The 25,610-nt window shown below is 34.8% G+C and carries 18 protein-coding genes; 1 reads left to right on the top strand and 17 read right to left on the bottom strand.

What is annotated here, in order from left to right; all coding sequences use genetic code 11:
* Nucleotides 1-600, top strand: a complete 600-nt coding sequence (locus tag I7822_RS03080) for a response regulator transcription factor (RefSeq protein ID WP_207975318.1) — start codon at nt 1-3, stop codon at nt 598-600.
* A 156-nt stretch (nt 601-756) separates the two neighbouring features.
* Here I7822_RS03080 and rhaS read toward each other — a convergent pair whose 3' ends face one another.
* The 17 genes from rhaS to I7822_RS03160 form a co-directional block, all read right to left on the bottom strand.
* A complete protein-coding gene (rhaS, locus tag I7822_RS03085; RefSeq protein ID WP_207975319.1) occupies nt 757-1,812 on the bottom strand; it encodes a rhamnose ABC transporter substrate-binding protein in 1,056 nt (351 codons plus the stop codon).
* A 299-nt stretch (nt 1,813-2,111) separates the two neighbouring features.
* Nucleotides 2,112-3,134 (bottom strand): ABC transporter permease, encoded by a 1,023-nt coding sequence (locus tag I7822_RS03090; RefSeq protein WP_243459239.1) that lies wholly within the window; start codon nt 3,132-3,134, stop codon nt 2,112-2,114.
* 3 nt (nt 3,135-3,137) lie between these two features.
* A complete protein-coding gene (locus I7822_RS03095) occupies nt 3,138-4,175 on the bottom strand; it encodes an ABC transporter permease (protein ID WP_207975320.1) in 1,038 nt (345 codons plus the stop codon).
* Between the two features lie 222 nt (nt 4,176-4,397).
* Nucleotides 4,398-5,909 (bottom strand): sugar ABC transporter ATP-binding protein, encoded by a 1,512-nt coding sequence (locus I7822_RS03100; RefSeq protein WP_207975321.1) that lies wholly within the window; start codon nt 5,907-5,909, stop codon nt 4,398-4,400.
* Nucleotides 5,910-6,353: 444 nt separating this feature from the next.
* Nucleotides 6,354-7,994: a response regulator transcription factor gene (locus I7822_RS03105; RefSeq protein WP_207975322.1), complete on the bottom strand. Its 1,641-nt coding sequence runs from the start codon at nt 7,992-7,994 to the stop codon at nt 6,354-6,356.
* Nucleotides 7,987-9,831, bottom strand: a complete 1,845-nt coding sequence (locus I7822_RS03110; protein ID WP_243459240.1) for a cache domain-containing sensor histidine kinase — start codon at nt 9,829-9,831, stop codon at nt 7,987-7,989. The genes I7822_RS03105 and I7822_RS03110 overlap by 8 nt, the downstream gene beginning before the upstream one ends.
* On the bottom strand, nt 9,791-10,837 hold the full coding sequence (locus I7822_RS03115; RefSeq protein ID WP_207975323.1) for an autoinducer 2 ABC transporter substrate-binding protein: 1,047 nt from the start codon (nt 10,835-10,837) through the stop codon (nt 9,791-9,793). The genes I7822_RS03110 and I7822_RS03115 overlap by 41 nt, the downstream gene beginning before the upstream one ends.
* Before the next feature lie 290 nt (nt 10,838-11,127).
* Nucleotides 11,128-11,691 carry a DUF2264 C-terminal domain-containing protein gene (locus I7822_RS30395; protein WP_307847668.1) on the bottom strand — a complete coding sequence of 188 codons (564 nt, stop codon included), beginning with the start codon at nt 11,689-11,691 and terminating at the stop codon, nt 11,128-11,130.
* 46 nt (nt 11,692-11,737) lie between these two features.
* A complete protein-coding gene (locus I7822_RS03120) occupies nt 11,738-12,982 on the bottom strand; it encodes a DUF2264 domain-containing protein (RefSeq protein ID WP_307847669.1) in 1,245 nt (414 codons plus the stop codon).
* Nucleotides 12,983-13,038: 56 nt separating this feature from the next.
* A complete protein-coding gene (locus tag I7822_RS03125) occupies nt 13,039-14,166 on the bottom strand; it encodes a glycoside hydrolase family 88 protein (protein ID WP_207975324.1) in 1,128 nt (375 codons plus the stop codon).
* A 68-nt stretch (nt 14,167-14,234) separates the two neighbouring features.
* Complete coding sequence (locus I7822_RS03130; protein WP_207975325.1) at nt 14,235-15,839, bottom strand: response regulator transcription factor; 1,605 nt, start codon at nt 15,837-15,839, stop codon at nt 14,235-14,237.
* Nucleotides 15,832-17,661 carry a sensor histidine kinase gene (locus I7822_RS03135; protein ID WP_207975326.1) on the bottom strand — a complete coding sequence of 610 codons (1,830 nt, stop codon included), beginning with the start codon at nt 17,659-17,661 and terminating at the stop codon, nt 15,832-15,834. Before I7822_RS03135 ends, I7822_RS03130 begins: the two co-directional genes overlap by 8 nt.
* A gap of 326 nt (nt 17,662-17,987) precedes the next feature.
* Nucleotides 17,988-19,355, bottom strand: coding sequence for an ABC transporter substrate-binding protein (locus I7822_RS03140; protein WP_207975327.1), 1,368 nt, complete (start codon nt 19,353-19,355; stop codon nt 17,988-17,990).
* A gap of 135 nt (nt 19,356-19,490) precedes the next feature.
* Nucleotides 19,491-20,324: a carbohydrate ABC transporter permease gene (locus I7822_RS03145; protein WP_372442084.1), complete on the bottom strand. Its 834-nt coding sequence runs from the start codon at nt 20,322-20,324 to the stop codon at nt 19,491-19,493.
* 12 nt (nt 20,325-20,336) lie between these two features.
* On the bottom strand, nt 20,337-21,278 hold the full coding sequence (locus I7822_RS03150) for a carbohydrate ABC transporter permease (protein ID WP_207975328.1): 942 nt from the start codon (nt 21,276-21,278) through the stop codon (nt 20,337-20,339).
* A gap of 198 nt (nt 21,279-21,476) precedes the next feature.
* Entirely contained in the window at nt 21,477-22,097 is a 621-nt protein-coding gene (locus I7822_RS03155; RefSeq protein ID WP_207975329.1) for a YesL family protein, read from the bottom strand.
* A 216-nt stretch (nt 22,098-22,313) separates the two neighbouring features.
* On the bottom strand, nt 22,314-24,992 hold the full coding sequence (locus tag I7822_RS03160; RefSeq protein ID WP_207975330.1) for an FIMAH domain-containing protein: 2,679 nt from the start codon (nt 24,990-24,992) through the stop codon (nt 22,314-22,316).
* Between the last annotated feature and the right edge of the window lie 618 nt (nt 24,993-25,610).

The following is a 25,610-nucleotide window of genomic DNA, read 5'->3' on the forward strand; positions in this document are numbered from 1 at the left end:
ATGATTCGAATTGTCATTGCTGAAGATCAGCAAATGCTTTTGGGCGCCTTAGGTTCACTACTTAATTTAGAGGATGATATGGAAGTCGTAGGAAAAGCAAGTAATGGAGAAGAAGCCCTCACTCTTGTACAGCAACATCAACCAAATATCTGCATCATGGATATTGAAATGCCTGGAATGACTGGACTTGAAGCAGCTGAAAAGCTAAAAGGTGAGGGCTGTAAAGTTATTATTCTTACAACGTTCTCCCGTTCAGGCTATTTTCAACGAGCTTTAAAGGCCGGTGTCAGCGGCTATTTATTGAAGGACAGTCCTAGTGAGGAGCTAGCTAGCTCGATCCGCAGCATTATGTCAGGAAGAAGAATATATGCTCCTGAACTAATGGATGATGTCTATAGTGAAGAAAATCCCCTTACTGAACGTGAAAGGGAAGTTTTAGAGCTTGTGGCAGATGGAATGAATACAAAAGAAATCGCTGATCAGCTTAGTATTAAAACTGGAACGGTGCGAAATTATATTTCTACGATATTAGAAAAGCTTGATGTGAAGAACCGGATTGAGGCGATTACTCAATCGAAGGAGAAGGGTTGGTTTAAGTAAAGGATCGTAAATCCCTTTAGAAAAGCATTTGAATAGTTCCAAAAAAATCCTCTTCAATGAACCTGAAGAGGATTTTTTTTGTTTATTTTATTTTCTTTCTTCTATCGCTTAAAGAAATTGATTAAATCTGATAGTCTACTACTGTAACCACAACTATTAATAAACATCTTTCCATTCAGCAATATTATCTGCGTCAAACTTGAATGGGTCGCCTAGCATAATTTGAGTGCCTTCACCATCTGCAACTACTTCTTGGCTACCAAGGTCACCTGCTTCAAATGTGTCACCTAGTTCTCCTTTTATTGTTCCTTCAACTAATGCATGTGCAGTATGTCCTGCTGCTGCTCCTACATCAATTGGATTCCATAGGTACATCCATGGAGAAACTCCACTCTCAATATAGCTTGCCATTTCACTTGGAAGGCCTAAACCTGTTAATGCTACTTTACCTGCTAATCCTTTATCTGTTAATACTTTACCAGCTGCAGCAATCCCAACTGTTGTTGGAGCGATAATCGCTTTTAAATCTGGATATGATTTTAATAATGCTTCAGTCTCAGATACACTCTTATCTCTTAGGTCATCACCGTAAGCGACTTTAACAAGTTCAATTTTTTCATATTCTGGTTTTTCTAGCTCTTTCTTCATCCATTCAATCCAAAGGTTTTGATTTGTTGCTTGAGAAGTAGCACTTAATACTGCAATTTGTCCTTCTCCACCAATCATTTCAGAAACTGCTTCGATTTGAACACGACCAATTCTTTCTGGGTTTGCTTGGTTTACATGTAAAATACGACTGTTAGCATTTACTGCTGAATCAACTGATAATACTTTAATTCCTTGACTCATTGCCTTCTTTAAAACAGGCTCTAACGCATCTTGATCATTTCCCGCAATCGCAATCGCAGCTACCTTTTGTGTAATTAGTTGTTCAATAATTTGGATTTGACCTTCAGCTGTTGGCTGGTCTGGAGAACGTAGGATTACTTCCCCACCAAGCTCTTCTACAGCTGATTTAAAGCCATCCATCATTTTCTCACCGTATGGATTTCCGGTGTTTTTAAAGACAAACGCGTATTTTGGTTTTCCACCACTGTCTTCCCCACCTTCATTATTTGTGGAGCTTCCACTCTGAGGTGCCCCTTGGCTACAAGCTACTAGTATTGAAGAGAGTAATACAATGGATAGGAACATGGATAAAAATTTCTTCATTCTCTTTCTCCCCTTATTGGTTTATTTTTTTGGCTAGTTTCGCAAACTTTATTGCTATTTACCAAGAAGTGCGGTGTGGTTGATTGCAGCGAGAGTTGCTCGCTTTCCGCGGGGCGGGCGGTGAGCCTTCTCGGCGTAAACGCCTGCGGGGTCTCACCTGTCCCGCTGCTCTCGCAGGAGTCTCGCACTTCCGCTCAAATCAACCTTCAACAGTTTTCTTTTTAAAAGCAACAATCTCTTAGAAAAGAGCCATTTTTTTATATACATAACAGTTTTAAAAACTGAGTATAACGAATTCATTATTTTCTCTTGATGAAATTTGGTAGTTTGATCTTTGGAACTGCAACAGCTAAGATTAGCAATGCACCAACTATAATTAGAAGTGTTTGTGCAGGGATATTAATGAGACCTAATCCGTATTGAAGGTAACCAATAATAAACACCGCGATAACTGTTCCAATTATTTTTCCTTTTCCACCAGCTGTACTAATGCCGCCTAATGCAGCCATCGCAATAACGTCTAACTCATACATGTTTGCTACATTTGGTCTTGTGCTCCCCATTCTTGAAGATAAAAATAATGCCGTTAAACCAGCCATTAATCCAGCTAACGTAAAGACAATAATTTTCACCTTGTCAACTTTCACCCCAGAAAATCTACTTGCTGTAGGGTTGTTACCCATCGCAATAATTTGTCGACCAAATGTTGTTTTATGAAGAAGCAATCCAAAAACAATTGCGACGATCACAAATAAAATTAAGATGAACGGGATTCCAAAAATATAGCCCCACCCAAAGAATCCGAACCATTCAGGGAAATTTCCTGACGATTGGTCTTCTAAGATAACGTAAGCGATTCCACGATAGAGAATCATTGTTCCTAGCGTTACAATTACAGCTGATAACTCTTTAAACTTAACAATTAGCAATCCATTTATCAGTCCACAAAGGGCACCAACCGCCAAACAGATAACGATTGCCAACTCCATTGGAACACCTAAGCTGTTATACATCGTTGCCATTACAACAGATGATAAGGCAACTGTTGAACCAACTGATATATCGATGTCCCGAAGAATCATGATCATTGCCATTGGGAACACAATATACGCTTTGTCTAAGAAAATCATCGTTCCATCTCGTAAACTAGCATAGTTCAAATAATAAGGTGATAAATTTGCATTAATGATTGTGACAACAACTAGGATGATGACAAGCATCCATTCCCATTGCAGGAAAAATTCTTTTAGACTAAATTCCTTTTTATCAAGAATATTTCGTTGTATATATCCTTGCTTATCAAGCATTGATCTCTGTTCCATGGCTTATATTTTCCTCCTCATCAGATTATTTCGATCGACACCTCTTTTAACAAGTGTGTTAATAATAACAGCAACGAGGATAATGAGACCTTGAATACCTGTTTGCCAAAATGGTGATACATTTAATAATGGCAATGCATTATTTAAAATCCCTAAGAGAATAGATCCAAGGATAATTCCTGAAATTTTCCCAGAGCCACCAGCGATACTGACTCCACCAAGAATACATGCAGCAATAACCGTAAGCTCGTAACCTGAAGCTGTATCACCTTGTGCAGATGCAAATTTTGATACCCATAACACACCTGAAAGTCCCGCGAATCCCCCCATAATGGTATATACGAGCAGTAAGATACGATCTTCCTTAATTCCACTTACTTTAGCTGAATCAGGATTACTACCTACTGCATAGATTTGTCTTCCTGTTCTTGTATGGTTAATAAGGTAGAAAAATAAGAGATAAATAATAACAGCAATCACGATTAAATTATTAATACCAAGTGTGGTGCCAGTTGCAATGGAAACAAAGCTTTTAGGCATTTGATAAGAGCTTATCCATTCACCACCACTAATTTTGAACGTAATTCCTCTAAAGATATTCATCATTGCTAATGTTGCAATGATCGGTAAAAGTCCAATCTTCGCAATTAATACTCCATTAATTACTCCGCACACCATACCAATTAATGTGCCTAATAAAATTACAAGAAGAGGATTTAATTCTTGATACGTACTAACAACTTGTGCAACAACCATCCCTGAGATGGCGATCGTTGATCCAATTGATAAATCTATTCCTCTTGTGATTAATACAAGCATCATTCCAAGTGCCAAAATACTAAGGATGGCTGTATTTGTGATCATGTCATTGATATTTTCCCCGCTTAAAAAGCTTGGGTTACGGAACTGGACAGCTAACGATAGGATAACGATAAAAACTAATAATCCTAATTCCCTAAATTTATAAATGCTTGCTAGTTTCGATGTTCTTTCTACTTGAGTCTGTAACTGTGTTGAGTTCTCTATGACGTTTTCAGGCATACTTCTTTTCACCTCATTTTTTTTATGAAATGGGGACGGAACTCCGCTAACTTATTGTGACAACTATCCCATAATCGAAAATAGACGAATTTAGCTTCATTAAAGGATTATAAATCTTGCTTCGTTCGCGCCGCCATATTAGAGTGGGCTTGTAGGAACATACTATTTCCCCCTCATTTAATTGATGGTGTGAATAGTTTATTTACGCTTTTGTAAAGTCTATTAACCTACTTCTTTCCCCTTGATATCACTCATTGCTGCTGCTAAAATAACTTCCTGTGTGGCATCCGCTTTATTTAAGACACTCGTTATTCTTCCTTCTCTCATCACAACAATTCTGTCGCTCATCCCTAAAATCTCAGGCATTTCTGATGAGATCATTATTATTCCATAGCCACTAGCTGCTAAATCATTAATAATTTCATAGATGGCTGATTTTGCACCAACGTCAACACCTTTTGTTGGTTCATCAAGAATAATGATATCTAGGTCTGCGGTAAGTAATTTTGCAACAGCTACTTTTTGTTGGTTCCCACCTGACAGTGAGCTTACTAAGTCAAAAATACTGTTTGCTTTCACATTCACTTTTTCTGCTAGCCTTTTCGCAATCGCGGATTCTTCCTTATTATTTAACCATCCTTTATTTGATAGTTCCTTTAACGCAGGTAAGGTAATGTTTCTGCCAATTCCCCAATCTAAAACCAACCCTTGTAATTGACGATCTTCTGGTAAATAGCCAATTCCTAAGTTCATTGCAGCCTTTGGATTTTTCACGGTTATCTTTTGTCCCTTTAAGTAAACTTCTCCTCGGTCATAGGAAGTAATCCCAAAGAGTGACTGACAAACCTCCGTTCTACCTGCACCAACTAAACCCGTTAATCCTAGGATTTCACCTTTATGAAGTGTAAAGGAAATGTCTGCATAGTAACCCATTTTTCCAAGGCCCTTAACCTCTAGAAGCTTTTCGCCAATTTTAGCTTTCTTGTTTGGATATACTTGAGTAATTTCCCGACCTACCATCGCTACAATAAGCTGGTCATTTGTAATTTCATTTACTCCCCAAGAACCAATATACTTAGAGTCTCGGAATACAGTCACTTGACTTGCTAGTCGATACATATCTTCAAAGCGATGTGAGATAAAAATAACCGATGCACCTTGATCTCGTAAGCGTTCTGTAATCTTATATAATTCTTCACTCTCTCTCGCCGTTAGCGCAGCTGTTGGTTCATCCATAATAATAATTTTTGCGTTTGTAGAAATGGCCTTTGCGATTTCGACGATTTGCTGTTGAGCAACACTTAAGGCACCCATTTCTGTTTTTGGATCTATTGCTGATCCTAAATCTCGTAAAATACTTTTGGCCTCAGCATGCATGTCTTTCCATCGTAATCTCTTCGTTCCTTTTTGAACTTTTTCATGTCCCATAAAGATATTTTCGGTGACACTTAAATCAGGGTAATTCGTAACATGCTGATAAATCGCTGCGATTCCCATCTTTTGAGCATCCTTTGGATTATCGAACTGCACCTTTTCACCGTTTAAAAACATATCACCTGAATTTGGTGAATGAACACCTGTTATAACCTTGATAAATGTGGATTTACCAGCACCATTTTCACCCATTAGGGCATGTATTTCACCAGCCTTTAGCTTAAAATGAACATTATCAAGTGCTTTTACCCCTGGAAATTCCTTTGTTATTCCTCTAAGCTCAAGAACATACTCTGACATGGTTTCACTCCTAACACTTTATTTTCGGTATATATAATTCTTAATAAGAAATGAATTAGCTTCAAGAATACGCTTACATACATCTTAATGAATGTTGGATATTTCGTGTAGGAGACAATATTCGGGTTAGGGGGATAATTTTCTGATGTTTCAAAATAAAATAGCATTTAGCTGAAAATGTTATTTTTTAGGCTCACTTTTCTAAGGGATTGTTTAAAACGAAAACTATTTAAGGTTGATTGGAATGGATTGCGAGACTCCTTCGGGAGTAGCGGGACAGGTGAGACTCATGCAGGCGTTTACGCCGAGGAGGCTCACCGCCCGCCCCGCGGAAAGCGAGCATCTCTCGCTGCAATCAACCACTCCGCAAACTTGGTAAATAGCAACAAAGTTTGCGAAAACAGCCTTTATTCAAAAACAAAAAAACTCCCTTATAAAAGGAAGTTATATTTGTTCAAATTTCATTCTCTCTTTATATTTTGAGGGAACTTCTCCATAATGTTTCTTAAATAACTTACTAAAATATTTCGTGTCAGTGTAACCGACTTTTATTGAAATATCGTAGATTTTCAAGTCAGTCTTCACCAAAAGTTCTCTTGCTTTTTCAATTCGTATTCTCGTTACATAATCAAGAACAGTTTCTCCAGTCTGATTTTTAAAGAATTCGCAAAAATAGGTTGGGTTCATATATACTTGACTAGCAATTTTATGAATCGTAATGTTTTGGTCTAGCTGATTTACGATCCACTTTTTCGCAATTTCAATGTGATCAAGGCTTTGATTTTCGGTTTTTCTATCTAAAATATGTAGAACCTTTTTGATCCATTCAAATACTTCGTTTTTTAATTCTATTAAATTAGCCATTTTCTTCGTTAAGCTAAACACCTCTTGTATAAGTGGAAATTCAGCTTTTCCCTGAGTGTTTTTAATCATATAATTGATGATTTGAATACCTAATAAATGTACTGATTTCTCGATTTCTAGAGGTGATTCTAATGTTTCAATCGTATTCAAAAAACTAGTTATTTCTCGCTTTGTTTTTTCTTGGTTCATACTATCTAATGAAAATATGATTTTATTAATTTTATTTTCTACTTCCTTGTTATCCCTGTCACCTTTATTTTCTTTCAATTTTTCAATAATAGAATTTGAAAAGATTTGATTTCCACCATAAAGTAAGCGGAATTTAATAAAAGTTAAGAGCTCGTCTTTTATACTAGATAACAGAGTTAGTTCTCCGATTTTTTGACTAACTGCAATTGAACAAGTTAGTGGTGTAAACTGCTTAATGTTTTTCCTTAAGTCTTCAGCAAATTGAATACCTCTTTCCTCCAATTTACTTTTATCATCTCGAACATGCAGTAGTAGCCAAAAAGATAAATCTTCTCCTTTCCATTTCCATGATTGAATGGAAGATTGCTTTAGTTTATTCATCATTTCATCAGATATGTTTTCAATCGCGAATGTCCAAGCATCCCAATCTTCTTTATTGAATGACTTTGCCCTAGTTACAAGATTGTCCATACTTACATACAATAAGAGATAATCTCCATTTGGAAACTCCTTCGTCCATTCAAGTTCAGAAAGGTCGATATCTTGTTGCCATGTTATTTGACTTAACTTTTGTATTTGCTTTACATACGTAAGCTGAGATGCTTTTAATTCTATTTCTTCTAAATGCTGAAACTCGTCCCATTTAGTCATGATTTTTTCTCTTATCTTCTTCAATTGATCTCTAAATTCATCACGATCGATCGGCTTAATCATATAATCACTAGCACCTTCACGAATGGCTGTTTGCAGAAATTGAAAGTCATCGAAACCACTAATAACCATTGCATGAAAGGTAGTTACTTTTTTTAACTCTTTTATCAGTGTTAGTCCATCGATTCCTGGCATCTTAACATCAGTTATTAAAAGGTCAAACGCAAGATCTGTTTGTTGAAAGGCTTCTAAACATTCCATACCACTACTATAACTACCAACTATTTCACAACCATCATCACATGATAGTACTAAGCGTTCTATTCCTCGTCTAAGTCTCGCTTCATCATCAACGATTACCGTTCTTATTTTTTTACGCATGATCCACACCCCCACTCACATCGCTTACTTCTTCTCTTGTTATTGCTGGTATTTTAACGATTACCTCTGTCCCTTTGTTAAATTCACTTTTTACTTGTAAACCATATGTTTCGCCAAAGATCATAGCAATCCTTGCATGTACATTAATTAGACCAAATTTTGAATCTCTTCTTGCCATTGGATTAGACCTTAATGATTCATTTAACTTTGCTAAAATCTTTTCCTCGATCCCTGGTCCATTATCCTTAACCTTTAACAAGATTTCATCTTCACCCGTTTTAGTAATGACAATTTCAATTACAGATGTATGATGTTGTTCGAGTCCATATTTTATCGCATTTTCGATAATAGGCTGCAATATAAACTTAGGTGTAAAAAATCTGTTTGTATCAACTTCTTCATTAATTGTAAAATCAATTCGATCTTCAAATCTAAATTTTTGGATCGTTAAATAATCATTCATATGTCTCACTTCTAAAGAGATAGGAACTAACTTTTCTTTATTATTAAGTGAATACCTTAACATTCTGCCTAGCAATGAGACCATTTTTACAACAGCTTCTGTTTCCTCTTCTTCAACTGCATATCCGATCGTTTCAAGCGTATTGTACATAAAGTGTGGATTAATCTGTGATTGAAGTGCGTAGAGTTCTGCATCCTTTTGACGTAATTCGATTTGATAATTCTTTTTTATTAATTGGTTAATTTCCTGTATCATCGAATTAAAGCTATTGGCTAGTATTCCGACTTCATCCTGTGTATCAATTGGGAGATCTACATTGAAATTACCTTTTTCAACTTGTTTCATTAATTTAGTAAGTTTATTCAATGGATTTGATACATTCCAAGCTAGAATAATTGAAATGATTGTGCTAAGTATTACAAAAGCAATAAACACGATAATGGTTCCATTCCGAACGACATCTGTTTCTTTTGTTAGATCACTTATTGCTATAGTATGAAATAAATACCAATCATTACCTTGAAACTTATCCACACTAATTAATTGGTTGTCCTCATGTTCAGTTGTGCGAAAACTTCCATTAATTTTTGGATAATCTACAAACTCCTCATCAAGTTCACCGATGAAATGTGGATCTGTGTGGAAAATGATCTGACCACTTAGATCTGTAATCCAAATATTTGATTTATGATCTTGATCAAGACTTTTTAATGCTTTTTCAATGAAGGTTAACTCCACAGCAATAAAGATGGTTCCGAGATTCTCTTGATTCTCATAATCTCTTAATTGCTTCATCAAGAGAATGAAAGGAGGATTACCTTTAAATGATAGATTTGTTTGATAGGGAAGAATGATTTCTTCCTTTCCTTGTAAATCAATATCCTGTCCATATGGTAATGGGGCAGTTTGCAAATCAAAACCAGTAAACGTTGTTTTCGTACTAGTAAATATTCGATTTTTAGAAAGGAGGAATACACCTAGTAGATCTGTATTACCACCATTAATATATGTTCTTGATAAATAACTGTTTACTAAAAATTCATCCTTTAACAAGATCGATTTACTTTGAAACGAATCCTTTCTTAGCACTTCAATGACCTGTGATGAATTGTATATTGAATCCGGAAGCTGTTTTAACTCGATTAGTTGGTTATTAATGTTTTCATTTGCCTGCTCTAATAATTTCGGAATGTATTCACCTACTTGTTCCTCTATCGATTTTGTATATTGACTATAAGCAATGTAACCTAATAGAGAAATGGGTATGACAGTTAGTAGCAAATAGGTGATCATAAGCTTTGTCATTAATTTATAATTTCTTACTTTTAACCTTTTAAAAATCATATTGATCAACATTTTCCTTTGTAAAGTCAATTGGTTCACCCATAATGACCATATCATCAATCATGCGAATTTTGCCTACTCCTGGAATTTCTTGATTATCATGGGGCAATGAACCTGTTACGATATTATTGCTAAGTGCTACTGTTAAATAGCCTAATTTTTTAGGGCTCCATAATGTAATGACTTGTGCTGAGCCATCTTTTAAATACTCATTCATTGGATTAGGAGAAGATAGCCCAACAACGGCAATGTCTCCAGCTTTACCTGCTTCTTTAACAGCTTGGGCAGCAGCAGGTGGACCTACAGAGGAGTTTCCAATAATCCCCTTTAAGTTTTGATGTTCCATGAGAAGCTGTTTTGCGATGGTATAAGCTTTATGTGGGTCATCATCTGTTGCAGATATTTCAACTAGTTTCATTTTCGGATAGTGTTCCTCCTGCTGTTTTTGTATCCACTTTAGCCACTCATTTAAATTAGAAGCAGAATGTGCACCTGTCATAATTGCATATTCGCCTTCTTCACCTACATTCCATGCAAGAGTATCCATTAAATGTCTGCCTAATGTTTCTGGGTTCACCATATTAATAAAAAATTCCCTTCCTTCTGGAAGAGTATCAGCGTCCCATGTAATGACTCTAATTTGATTTTGTTGTGCTTTTTTTAAAATAGGAACTAATGTTTCTGGATCATTTGCTGATACTGCGATGACATCAACTTCATCATTTTCAATAAATTCATTAATGATTTTTATTTGCTGAGCTGAATCTGCAACACTAGGTCCCTTGAAAATAACATTTACCCCTAGATCATTTCCAGCTTCGATTGCACCTTCTTCTACTGCATTAAAATAAGGGATATTTATCACTTTAGGTATGATGGCAATTGTGTAATCTGTTTTTTCTTGGATTTCATCCTTTGGTTGTTGTGGTTCATTATTATAGATTACCTTGTATTCATTACTACTTGATGACATGTTGTTGCAACCGCTTACAAATATAAGTAAAAAGATCTGTAAATAAGATAGATTCTTAATCATCCTTAACCCCTTTAAAATCAGACTATTTATCTATTTTAGAACGTTAAAGAGTCCTAACTCACAATTAATATATAATTATGTGTTTTTATTTAAAGAATACCACATGCTTATATTCTTTTGAATATTCTATATTTAGTTTCATTACATATTTAAACTAATCATTTTTAGGAAAGAAGTAAAATCATACTAAATATCACATGCCGAACAAGTAGGAGCAACCAAAGTAAAAATCTCCCCTGTAAACTTCAAAGGAGAGATTTATTGCTTTCTTATAAATATAGTTTGTTGCTTTATTTTATTGGAATTTCAAATCTATCAAAATTCGGTAAATCTACAACTACTTTGTCGCTGGCAATTTCCACACTAGGTGGATCATTCCATTTATCTTCACTTTTCCCTGGCTCGCCAAAAACAGCACTAACTAACCAACTAGTTCCAGGCTCTATTCTTGTTTTTATTGTTGGGATAACCGTACGAGAATTTAGTAGGTTGGTATTTGCATTAGGATAGATTAGCTCAGCTTTTCCACCAGTGCTAAGACTTTTAATTCCGCTAGCACCCCATGAATATCTAACTAAGCATTCATTCTCGTTCTGAATATTTTTAAAATCTGCACGATCTTCATTCTTATTTTCAATCCCTAAGGCAAAGCCACCATCAGCAGCATCCAATATCCTACTTGTTTTTATATAGTGTATTCGTATATGCCAAGGAGTACCAGGTATGATCCAGGTTTTTACTTCTACATCATTCCAAGGCTTCCAATAAGTATAGATATAGTTATCTTCTATCAAGTATTCCTCGCAATGTCTTTTCACTCGATAGATATTATCACCTTCACTTAGGGCTAACATTGAATCATAAGCACCTTGTGAAAGCCCCCACTCTGCCCTCGGTACACTAAATCCAAAAAAAATTAGAGTAAACAAATTTTTCATATTTTGCTGAAGTGTGTGTATGTTCGTTTGTAGATAGATGCCCCGAGTTAAAAGCCAGAATATGATTTTTATCATCATCTCTACTTATTACCATATGTGGCTGCTTTTGAATCACAGTGTTATCTAACTTAGGTAGTGGCTCTTCCTCAGCCTGCCAAAATGGATGTTCAGAATGTAATGCAAGTGGTAAAAACGTTTTTAATGACCAATAAGGCGAACCAGGAGAATTATAGTTTTCAGCCATCACTAGATTAGGATACGTGTAACCTATTGTTAAGATACCAGCATCATTAAAAATTGGTTGGTTAAGCCACCAGCGCAAGTTTCTAAGGATTAGTCCTTTCATGACACCTAATGAAAAAGGTTCAATTTCTGCAAAAACAGCAGCACTCCAAAATGCTGACTGGGCAAATCTATATGCTAGGCTTCTACCATATGGTAATGAAGATCCGTCTTTGGAAAACCAATAGATAAAATCCTTGGCAAAAGCTTCCGCTCTCATTTTATATCGCTGTGAACGAATGGGATCTTCCATTTCCATCACCTTAGCATAAATGAGACCATAATAATGGATGGCAAACGGGACGTAGTAATCACTGTGACCATTTATTCCGTCTGAATACCAGCCATTAGATAAATAGAATTGATCGATTCTAGCTAAATTTTCCTCAATTCCTTCTTGATCATAAGGAAGCCCAACATTTCTGAGACCCAAATTAACAAGAACAGGAAAGAATAGCCAATTGCAATCCCAAACTTTACATTGATTTATTTGCTTCAGCCAATTATTTAGATTTCGTTTCTCTTGTTCATTAAGAGGCTCCCAAATCTTCTCAGGTATTAATAGTAGTGCTAAGCCAAACACTGCCATTTCTACGATTTTCTGATCATAATCATGGATATCGCCCCAATATTCCTCATGATGAGGGTCTGTGCCATTTTTTATTCCTTGGAGATGCCTTTCCCATAATTCATATTCCTTACTTTCTCCAGCTAGAAGAGGAACAAGGCCCCATAATACACGTGAAAAACCTTCCATTTGAGCAATCGAATCAGTATAGCCTGCACCTGAATTTCCTAAACTCAAGCCTGCATATCCTTTACTATAATAAGGTTTTAGGGGATTACATATTTGTTTTAATACTACACTAAGGTCTTCTCTTGTTTTTATTTCATGCTTTGAAAAGGTAGAATGTAAGGTAGGCATTTATTAAATTCACTCCTAATCCTTTGGGTTTTTTTCTATTCTTCCATCTAACAAGATTACCAAAATAGCTTTCTATCACCTTTTAAGATAGCAAGTCCTTCTACAAAATAATAATCACCATAAATAAGTGGGACATCAATATTTTTCCCTTCTGGATAATGACTTGTACCCTGGAGAATTAGCCCATCTTGCTCTGGATTTTCCCAATCACCATAGTTTTTATATAATGATTTAAGAATTTTCACCCCAGCATCTTTATAAATTTTCTCTTCCGTTGCTGGGACATGCTCAGCAAGTAGTAACAGCCCGCATGATGCGATTGCTCCAGCTGATGAATCACGGTATTTTGTTACCTCCTCTGGAAGCCTAAAATCCCAATGTGGGACATAATCTTCTGGTAAATTGGCGATAAAAAAGTGGGAAACATTTTTTGCCGCTTGTAAATACTTATCCTCTTTTGTATAGTTGAACAATAATGTTAATCCATAGATTGCCCAAGATGCTCCTCTAGACCATGCAGAATCAGGGGCGAACCCTTGCCCACCTATCGCCTCCACTCTTTCACCTGAAACTGGATCAAAACGAATGATATGATGAACAGAGCCATCTTCTCGAATAAAGTTTTTGAGAACTGTCTCTCCATGTTTTTTAGCTACTGCACTAAATCTTGGATCTCCGGTTTCCTCTGTGGCCCAAAATAATAGCGGTAAATTCATTAAGCAATCAATAATTGCCCATCCTGAATTATCTTCCCCTTCCTGCCAAGGATTCCATGCGCGAATATAATTTCCTGATGTGTTGAATCTTCCTGCAAGTAAATTAGCGACCAATAGTGCACGTCTTTTTGAATCTTCTTCACCTAAAAGCTTAAATCTCGCAACACTTGTTAACGTCCACATAAATCCCATGTCATGGTCAAGCTTATAATAATCTGTAATCACACTGTCAAGTCTGTCTTCACATTGTTCAGCTAATTGCTTTAACGACTCATCCTTACTTTCACGATATACTAACCATAGTAAGCCAGGCCAAAATCCTGCGGTCCACCAATAAGGTTCCTCTAATTGATACGTTCCATTGACACTTGCATGAGGGAAATTCGCACCAATTTTTTTACTCGTTCTGTCAATCTTTGCTTGAACTTTTTTCCACGCCTCATCTACCCATTCCAAATTGTTTGTCATATCTATCACCTTTCTTCTTTTGTTTTTAAGCCTTTACAAATATTAAAAGAAAGCAATTATGCCTCCCTTTATCTTTCTCCTCTAAATTCCAATGGAGTAACCCCTACATAATTTTTAAAAACTTTTATAAAATAGCTCTGATTGTCATATCCTAATCGTTCACAAATTTTCCCTACTGGTTCAATCGTCTGTTCCAGTAACTCTTTTGCTCTTGACATTTTTAATTTTGTCACATATTCAACAAACGTTTCTCCAACTTCTTTTTTAAACAAGCGACTAAAATAACTTGGGTTTAAATATAGATGGTTTGCTACTTCATCAAGGCTGATTTTCTTTTCTAAGTTCACTGATACATATTTACATGCTTCAATCACTTCTTTGCGTCGTGACTGTGTCGTAATATCTCCTACAATTGTAAGAACTTCTTTGAAATACTTAACTAACCACTTTTCCAACTCGATTAACGAATCAATGCTTAGAATTTCTTCATGGATAACATCAACAGTATAATTTGTTCCAAAAAATTGAAGAGCTTTTAATTTTAAATTAACATCTAATAAAAGTTTGAGTACCCAATCCTTAACTATTTCTGATGAAAACTGTTTTTCCTGAAATATTTTTATCCAACTAGTTACAGTAGGAACAACTCTGTTTACATCTTTTTCAATAATAAGCTGCCTAATTTCTACCGATGCATGATCATACCATGAAAAAATATTTTCGTTGGAATTGGTTATAGGTCGTTTTTTATCTATTGAACAGAATTCCATATAATATCGCTGATTAGTGGTTTTTAATAAGCTTGTTAATTCTGATTTAAGAACTTCTTGATTTTCGCAAATTTCACCAATAACAAAAGAGACTGATATATTTAATGTATTTAATAGAGTTCTTTGAATTTTTTTCATACAATCAGTAGCTATACCATAACAATTAGATTTTACTGTTGGGCTATACGGAAAAAAGATAAATGATTCTCTATTTCCTAGCGTAAAATGGACTGAGTCATTATACTCTTGAAGTATCTCTCCTATTACATTTTGTATTGAAAATAGCAATGTATCCTCAGAAATAAAAGAATCCTTTGCAACACGATACCCCTGAATAAAACATAATGTTGGAATAAATTTCATACTCTTTAAATTTAACCCTAAAGAATAGGCTTGTTTATACCATTCATTATGATTATAAGTTGTTTGGTAAATTGTTTTTCGAAGAAATTCTCGTTTCATCGATTCTTTATTTCGCTCTACAATATGTAGCAGCTGAAATTCTATTAGTTTTTTTTGGTTTTCTTTTTCTAGATTTTCTTTTATTTTAATTAATACAGAACAGAGATCTTCTGGATCTAATGTATCTTTCAATAGATAATCCTGTATATTCAGCTTTAATGCCTGTTGAGCATATTGGAATTCACTGTGGCATGTTAACACACAGACTTGTAAATTAGTCTTTTTTTCTTTTAATTGTCTTGTTAACTCAATTCCATTCATTTTCGGCATGCCAATATCAGTTATTAAAATATCAGGCATATCATTCAAGGCATATTGAAGTGCACTAGCTCCATTTTCATGAATACTTTGAAGTGTTAATCCAAGTCGTTCCCATTCAATCGTTTCAGACAACAATTCTAATACAGGATAATCGTCGTCTACTAGCATCACTTTATACATTAGGTCTGTTACCTCCTCTAGAAACACACATAATGACCCTTGTTCCGTTTCCTTCTAAACTATTTACTTCCATTTGGAAATATTCACCAAATGTCATTCTCATTCGTTCATAAACATTGGATAAACCGATTCCTGAAAAGCCCTTTCTATTATGTTCGAGGGATGTTTCTAGGTTAACTGTAAGTTTTTTTCTCAACTCATTTAAATTCTCTTCGTTCATTCCTTGTCCATTATCATCAATGATGATAATAAAATCATTCCTTTTTACATTTGCTTCCAGTAATATTGTACCTGCACTTTGGTTTAATCCATGAATCATAGAATTTTCAATAATTGGCTGTAAAATAAATCGTGGAATTTGTTCATAATAAGCAGCAGCAGAAACATTGATCTTTAAATCAACTTTTTCTTTCTGTCGCATATTCATTAACTTAACGTAATCTTGCACAATTTCAACTTCTTCTTTAAAGGAAATCGTTCCCTTATCTTTATCAATTGTCATACGTAACAATTTTGATAAAGAACTAATCATATCCGCACTTTCTTTATCTCCCTTTCTCATCACTTTCATTCGAATTGAGTTTAAAACATTAAAAAGGAAATGGGGATTAATCTGTGCTTGTAACATTGCAAATTCTGCTTTTCGTTTTCTTACTTGTGTTTCAGTAATCTCTTTTATCATTTCATTAATCCTATCAAGCATTTGATCGAGAGAGTTTGATAGTCTACCAATTTCATCCTTACTACGTATATTTGAGCGGATTTTTAAGTTACCACCTTGAACAGTTGTTGCAACATTTCCTAAATGAACAAGAGGCTTTGTAATCGTTTGCAATACATATGTTAATACAAGAAAGAAAAAGATGAATGAGATCAATTGAACAAGAAAAATATTGTTAAAAATGGAATTGATTTTAAAAATGGCTTGTCTATATGGGTTTAAAGAAATAAGTCTCCATCCAGTATAAGAAAGACTGTAGTCAGTAATAAGATAATTTTCATTTTCAATACTAATAATATTCGAAAAATTTTTCTCCTGCATTTGGTTCACATAGGGAAATTCCTGACCGATTCTCGCTTTATCACGATGTGATAATATACTGTTAGAAGAATCGATAATCATCATATCTTCATTACCGGGCATATTATCAAACACTTGATTAATTTTATTTTCCATTATAGTAACAATCACATATCCATATATTCTTAAGTTCGCATCTCTTAACGTTCTAGCCACTGAAATTTGGTAAGGGTTTTTCTCTTGCTCGGATCTAAACACTGTGGGCTGGCTGCCTATCCAAATTGTTTCATAACCGTATACGTTCTGTAGTTTATTAAACCAAGGCTCCTCAAAGAATTTTTGTGGATCATAATCATAATAAGGATAGTTTGAATAATGCTTACCATTTTTCAGAAGAATAGTAACATACGATTTTTCACCTAATAATGTAATGTTTTCAATCGTTTTTACGACTCGATTATATTCCACATACTCATTATAACCATTGTTGGGAAGGGTATTTGGATTTTTTTCTACTGTATCTTTTGCATTTTTTTTTAATATCGTATTGATTTCCGAATCAAATTGTACATAGTTTGCAACATATAACATATCTTCAAGTAATTTTGTCACATATTCACTAGCTAATTTTAACTCTCTATTCGCATTTGAAATGGCCTGTTCTTTCATCGCATCTTTTGTCAGATAACTGTTCATAAATAATGTGATAATAGCAGGAATAACAATACAAATGACCGATGTCATAATGACCTTAAAACGAAAAGAACGGGGCGCCAGCATTTGCTGTATCCGATTCCACATAACCAACCTCCTCAGAACAAAAGCACAAGCGCCTTGATCAGCCTCAGGCAAATAAGATGATTTAGAATAGAAGGCGTTCTTTGCCTTCAATTCTAAATTAGCTAGACCCTAGAGGGGCTAGGCGCTGGAGCTGGATGTTGTTCGCTTATCCACAGTTTAAGAATTTAATAATTTCCTAGACAATGAGAAAAACTTAGCTTATCACCAAGTACTATGGCGAAATTCCATAGTTTTTCTTATACTATCACATTATTAATCCAGATAGTATAAAGAAAAGATGGGAGCAGAAACGGTTTACGCCCCTTGGATTTTAGATTAACATTTCTTTACTTATTATTATCAATAATCTCTTGTACACGTTCCTGTGTTACTTTATCCGTTGTATCTATATCTTGCTCGCCTAAGATCATTTTTTCATACTCTTCATTGATTACTTTGTAAAGCTCAGATTGATATGCCACAGGTGGAATAATCTTTGAAGATTTTGCATTTTTCAACACGTTCACTAATGTCTCCTTATCAACCTTATCTGGTGTTGCAGTACCAGCTAGAATGCCGTCAATAATAGTCCCAAAATCATCTTCACTAATACCATTCCAAGATGGGATGTTTTTACCTTGTACAATTTGTCCTTCTGTCGTATACCAACGAATAAATTTATATGCTTCTTCCTTATGCTCAGAATTAGCGGCTACTGACATAAAGTCGGTTGTTACTGGCGTAAAGCCACCTTCATCACTAGCATCATTTTTCGGATACGGTGCTATTGCTACATTAAAGTCTAGTGGAAATTGTTCAGTTCCTCCTAGTTCAGTATTCATCCAGCTTCCAATTAATACTGTACTTGCATCTTGACCAAAGAATTGATTACGATAATGAAGCTTTTGAGAAATGATATCTGAATATGGTGTTGCTGATTTATCTTCTTTTTCCATTTTATAACGCATTTCCAAAGTTTTGCGGAACAGTGGATTATCAAGATTTGATGTTCCATCTGCTTTTACAAATTCTGTGTTGTCTTCTTCACTAGCAAGTGCTAGTTTCATAAACTCCATCCAGCCACCACCTTGTGGCCCATGAAAATACGTTCCATAATGGTCTTTAGTCGTTAACTTTTTAGCATATTCCATATACTCATCCCAAGTCCAGTCCGTTGGAACTTCAAGTCCAGCTTCATCTAAATGGTCTTTATTTAATAGAACGTACCAAGGATTAAATTTGCCTGGAAGAGCATAGTAGTTTTCATCTAATTTTGTATCTACTTTATAATCTTCAGTTACTGTATATCCTTCTTTTTCAATAAACTCATCTATTGGAGCAACCATTCCTAATGCAACACGTTGTGCATAGCTAGCTGGATCACTAAACATTAATACATCTAATTGTTCACCAGATGCTGCAGCTAAATCTAACTTTTGAGTTGCTTCTTGAGTGTCTCCTTTTTCACTTAGAATGACTAAGTCAACATCAATTTTGGGATACTCTTTTTCAAAAGCTGCTATTGTTTCTTTCCAATTATAACTAGATTCATTTCCATGTGTATGAAATTTGATAGTCACTGCCTCTTCTGTGGAGCCACTTTCTTTCCCTTCATTCGAACCTGAGGTGCTTCCTCCACCACCACCCGAACATCCTGCTAGAGCACCTATTAGCATTGAAGATGCAAAAACAGTTGACCAAAACTTTTTCTTCATAATTATATCCCCCTTATTATCGTAATTGTTTTCAAGAAAGCCCTTACAACACGAATTATAGCAAAGGGCTTTCTTAACCGGATGTAAATAATTTTACCTATATTCGAAATTATTTGACATTAATTTATATAATTATTATCCTTTTACGCCTCCAAGCGCAATACCATCGATAACTTGCTTTTGACCTATAATAAAAACAATTAATAATGGAAGTATAGCAGACACTGCAGCAGCCATGATTAGTGAATAGAATTCACCATTAATCGTCGTAAATTTCTGCATTGCTAATTGAATCGTATAAAGTGCATCTGTACGTAAGAAAATAAGTGGATTTTGATAATCATTCCATGTCCAAATAAATCTTAAAATCGCATATGTTGCAACTGCTGGTCGAACAATTGGTAATGCGATTGACCAAAAGATCCTCCAGTGGCCTGCACCATCAATTTTCGCTGCATCAATATACTCATTATGAATCCCCATAAAAAATTGACGTAACATAAATGTACCAAGAACACTAAAACTACCTAATAGAATTAATCCCAAATGACTATCAAACAACCCAATATTTCGATATAAAATAAACTGAGGAACTAAACTAGCTTGTGGAGGGACCATATAAGTTGCTAAAACAATGATAAACAACCATTTCCCTGCTGGAAAATTCACTTTTGAAAATCCGTAAGCTGCCAACGCAGAGACAACACAAGAAACAAGTGTCGTTAATACTGCTACTTTTATCGAATTCCAATAGTAGATATAGAATGGAAACTCACCAAACCAGACTTCATTATAATTATTAAATCCATTCCATCTCTCTGGTATCCATTGAATAGGAAAGGTAAAAACATCAGCTTCGATTTTGAATGACGTAGATAGCATCCAAGCAAAAGGCAATAAAAACATAATACTAACTATAAAAACGATAATCGTTGTAATAATTTTTGATAGATTAATCGACTTTGTCACAATATTCCCCCCTTAATAATTAACCCATTTCTTCTGACCTATCCATTGGAATATGGTTATGATGAATACGATTAAGAACAATATAACCGCCATTGCCGATGAATAACCGATATCTAAGTTAACAAAAGCAGTATCATATAAATGCCAAACAATCATACTTGTCGAATGAATTGGACCACCTTTTGTTAGAACTGCAATTAAATCAAAAACTTTAAATGTAGAAATAATTCCTGTAATTAATAGGAAGAATGATGTTGGTGACACCATCGGGAACGTAATCTGACGAAACTTTACCCATGAATTTGCCCCATCCATATCAGCTGCTTCATAAAGTTCTTTCGGAATAGATTGGAGGCCAGCTATATAGATGATTAAATTAAACCCTACAGAAATCCAAACTTGGATCAACATAACAGAAATTAATGCAAAACTAGGATCTGCAATCCATTTTGGAGGATTATCAATTCCTAATGACATAAGCGTTTGATTAATTGGCCCTGAAGATGGATGAAATAACACCTGCCAAACAACTGCGATTGCTACAACACTAGAAATATAGGGCATAAAAAATGCTACTTTAAAGAAACTCTTCATGTAAACGCTTTTATCAATAACTACAGCAAGTACCAATGAAATAATCATACAGATAGGTACAGTAAATAGAAAGAGTGCATTATTTAAAAGAGATTTTCTAAAGACTTTATCTTGCATTAATTCTATAAAATTATTAAAACCTACCCATTTTAATTGATCGATATTCTGAATGAATTTCCAATCAGCAAAACTTAATATAAATGTTGCGAAAATCGGAAGTAAGACTAAGATAGTAACACCAACTAGCATTGGTGAAACAAATAGAAAACCAACTAAGTTTTCATTTCTTTCAACTGATGATCTTTTCTTTTTTACTTGCAGTACCTTTGAGGTAGTAGATATATCTGCTTTTGAACTCATTGGTTATCACCTCTCTTTTTAATATAATTAAATTATATGAAATAAAACGCCTAAAACCTTAACGCTATTTTGATGAAGTTTGCAATAATTTTTACCTTTTTCACCTTTTTTCTTCTAATGAGTACAATATTGAGTTTCTATTAATAATAGTATTTAAACAAAAACCCCTTTTGACTAGTTTCAAAAGGGGGTTACACATTAATTTGCACGTGCATCAATCGTAGTAAAGATCGTATAGGAAATATACATAATGACGAAACCTATACCACTTGCGAGAAAGAGAATGCCTACACCTGGAAAGATTAAACTAAGTAAAATTCCAGCACCACTTGTTATTGTAATAATGATAGTGCGAATTGGAAAAGAAGCACCTAAAAGAAATGCTGATTTATAATAATGAAGAATCGAGCCTTCAAACTGAACATAAACCGGAAAAATGTAAATTAAAACTACGACTAAGAGAACTGAAATTATAATAAAGCAACCTAAGAAAAGATGATGAAGCATTCCATTCATAGAATTTATTAATACCCAATCGATATACAGCATAATGAAAATACCAACTAACGACATCCATAAGAAATTTGCCTTCATAAATTCCTTTTTATATACCAACCAAAATGAAGAGAAAATGGAAAGGTTCCTCTCTCCCATAAGCCATTTACGAATAATAGAAAACATGGCAACAGTTGCTGGACCAAAACCTAAGATAATGAATCCTAAAAATGTGAACAACATCCATAATAAGTTGAGATATGCTAGCCTGGTAACCCATTCACAGATCTTATATAATCCTCCCATCCAACCATTCGACTCCATTTTGGTTCACTCCCTTTAAAAAAGATATTATTTAAAATTATATATTATCTGGAATCAAACCTTTGGAATATCAATATTTTTACTATTTTTTTCAAAAAATTTACTTTGTTAAACTTTTCGTATATACGTGATAACTAAAAAGGCGAGAAGTATCTTTAAAGCATTGAACTTCTCGCCATTATCAATTTATATAGATTTACTAGCTGAAGAAATCGTTCACCATTTTTCTAACAAATAATCTACATCAGCATTAAGAACGTTATATGTCTTATCAGAAATAAACTTATTTTCTTTATGATTGTCCAGTAACTGTTTGAATTTCTTCAGATGATGAGATGCCTTTTCCATTTCATCTTTTTCTACATAATTATCTACAGAATCCAAATGAGCTTGTAAGGATTGAGCAGCACCATGGTTGGTGAACTCTCCAGCTTCTTCAAAACCTTCTATAAGTATTTGCATATCAGCTGCACTTGTAGTTACATTTATCACATAAGACGCTTCTTTCACGTTTCCTGCTTTATCCTCGGCTTTCACTCCAAGATAATGTTCTCCAAGCTTACCTGCTAAAGCAATAGCTGTTCCTTCTTTGTACACTTTACCGTCAAAAGTCGCGGTTACTTCAGCGATACCACTTTCGTCATCATTGGCTTCCCAAGTAAATGTTACACTTTCAGTTTCCTTTACTGTTAATGCTTCATGGAACGCTTCTCCATTGGCCATTGTATTTATTGATGGTGCTGTTTTATCTTTCTTCACCATCAACGCATTGAATATCCAATGTTTTCCCGATTCGCCAGTAAACTCTAAGTCTACCTTTCTACCAGTTTCACCGCCGTCTATCCCAAAAGAAAGCACTTTAAACTCACCTTGAGCTGTACCCCCTGTTTCAGCAACCTTTGTTCCCTCAACAGTGATCATTGTATTTCCTTGACCATACTGACGATCTCCTGATATGACATAAACAGTATGGTAACCTGCAGGTATTGACAAACCAAGTGTAGCAGGGTTAAATGAAGCGATAAGATCTTTTCGTAATGAATCTACTTCTCCTCGATCTCGACTATCAGGTACTGTACCAATCCAGCCATACCCTTTAGCAGAATCCCATTTTTCATTCGGTGATAATGGATTATATTCTCCAAAAACTGTACTAGTAGAAGTACCAGCATCTAATGCAAATGCTAAATCCTCCGCTTTAGGTATTGCTACAATTCCATCTGCATTTTCCACTTCTTTACTATCGTATTTGACAGTCGTTTCTAAATTGAAAATAGCAGGAGCACCATTAGAAGGCGGGATTATAGGTATAGTTACTTCTTTTGAGTCAAGGCTGTCTACCTGTAATGTTATTTGCTCTGTTTTCCAACCAAATGGAACATTTGCATTTACTGTTATTTCCTTGTCGGATTCAGTATTGTTCGTAACTGCTGTTGTTAGCGTATACTGATTTCCGTAAAGTAACACATCTGAATCAAGTTCTAATTCTCCGACACTGACCGGAAGAACTACTGCAACTTTTACATTGAGGACTTTGTTCAATAATTCAGGGAAAGTCGCTTTTACAACTACATTACCTGGCTTTGAGAACTCATCCGCATCATACGACCATGTTACTGGTGTATTAAATGTTCCACCCTTAGGAATTGTAACATTAACAACACTCGGTAATATTGGTGTCTCACCAACCAATACCTTCTCAGGTATCTCAGTATTAATTGTGACTTTTCCCATTCTATCTAAAATATCCAACTTCCACTCATCATACCAATTTAAGACAACTTCATCTTCTTGACCAAATTCAATTGGTAGCCAAATATATCTTGAATTCGCTAAATCATTCCTATTCCATCTGTCACCCATAAAAATAAATTTTCCATTTTCAGGATCAACCGGTATAACAAATGTACTTTGGCTTCCATGGGTTGTACTTGCACCATCACCAAGTACAGGATTTCCCATATCAGTCCATTCTCCTAAAACGGAATCTGATACATGGTATCTAGCAGGATTTGCATCCCATCCAGTTGCTCCAGAGGTAATCAAATAGTATTTTCCATCATATTTGAACATGGCAGGTGCTTCACGATGCCCGTTATAAATCGCACGAATAAAGTCTTTACCATATTCATCACCTGAGATCGCTGTATAGTCTTCATTTAGTTTTGAAATATACAAGGAATAGTTTTCTTCACTAGAATAAATGATATAAGCCGTGCCATCATCGTCTACAAATAGATTCATATCTCTAGACATACCAGTATTACGAACCTTGTATTCATAACCCTCTGGCATTTTGTTTAAGCGATTACTTTCTATATATTCAAAAGGACCTGTTGGTGAATCACTAATCGCAACTCCAGCCTTTGCTTTAGCATAGTTTGAATCTGACCCTTCATATGGACCATCAACATGTAACCATAAAACATACTTATCCGTTTTCTCGTTATATATTACTTTTGGACGCTCTAAAACGCCACGTGCTGTATTGATATCACTAAAAATAACATCTTTTTCTGCTGCTGAGAGATTTTTATATAAGTCAATAAAATACGGGTCCGTATCCATGTCTTCACGGTTTTCAATAGCTTTCATGACAACGCCTTCATCTTTCCAGTTATATAAGTCTTTCGATGAATAGGCATGTACTCCTGTAGCTGGTAAATAGCCTTTTGTCTTATCCTCCCCATACCAGTAGTATGTTTTCGTCTTTTCATCATACATGATGCCCCCACCATGGGCTTGGATGATTTCTCCGTTCGTGTCTCTCCATTCTTCCCCTGGTTTAAAGGAATCATTTATAACCCCTTCTGCAGAAACTTGAGTATAAAAAGCACAAATCGTAAATATAAAGCTTATCATTAGTAGTAGTAATAATTTTTTGTCCTTTACCACGGACACCCCTCCTTGTCATAAAAAGTTTACTAGCCTAAATAACAAAACCACAACTAAACTTAAAATTTATAATGCATTTAACAAATTAATGCTAAAAATCACCTCCTTAAAAAGAGAACCAATTAATATATAGCTGATAAATTTATAATTATTAGGTGCAATAATTAAAATTGAAACATCATAATAGACATCAATTGACACCGGTTTCATTTTTGTGAAATGCAAGGGATGATTAAATTGTTAGTTTGATTGTTTATTCACTGAATGGCTTAACACTTTGAAAGAAAATTCACCTGTGTATAAGGAAGTAGAAGAAAATGCAGTTTTTTATAGAGCGCTTTCATAATGTTGTTCTCTCAATAAAGTTGATTTATTAAGTCCGCTCCTTTTAGAAATGAATATGGATATAGATAGATATGTTTAACCAGATTCATTATACACAATTACGTTTACATCTCTATAACATTATTTTGATAAGATATACTACTTTTTTTACTTGTTCACTCGTAGTCCACCTATTTTCACAAAAAACTTTATAATATATAGTACAAACAAAACTGATATTTAGTATGCATTAAAGGTAGGTAATAATTCTCCTTAGAACTGGCTTCAAATCTT

It is taken from the genome of Metabacillus bambusae, from assembly GCF_017497975.1.
GTDB lineage: Bacteria > Bacillota > Bacilli > Bacillales > Bacillaceae > Metabacillus > Metabacillus bambusae.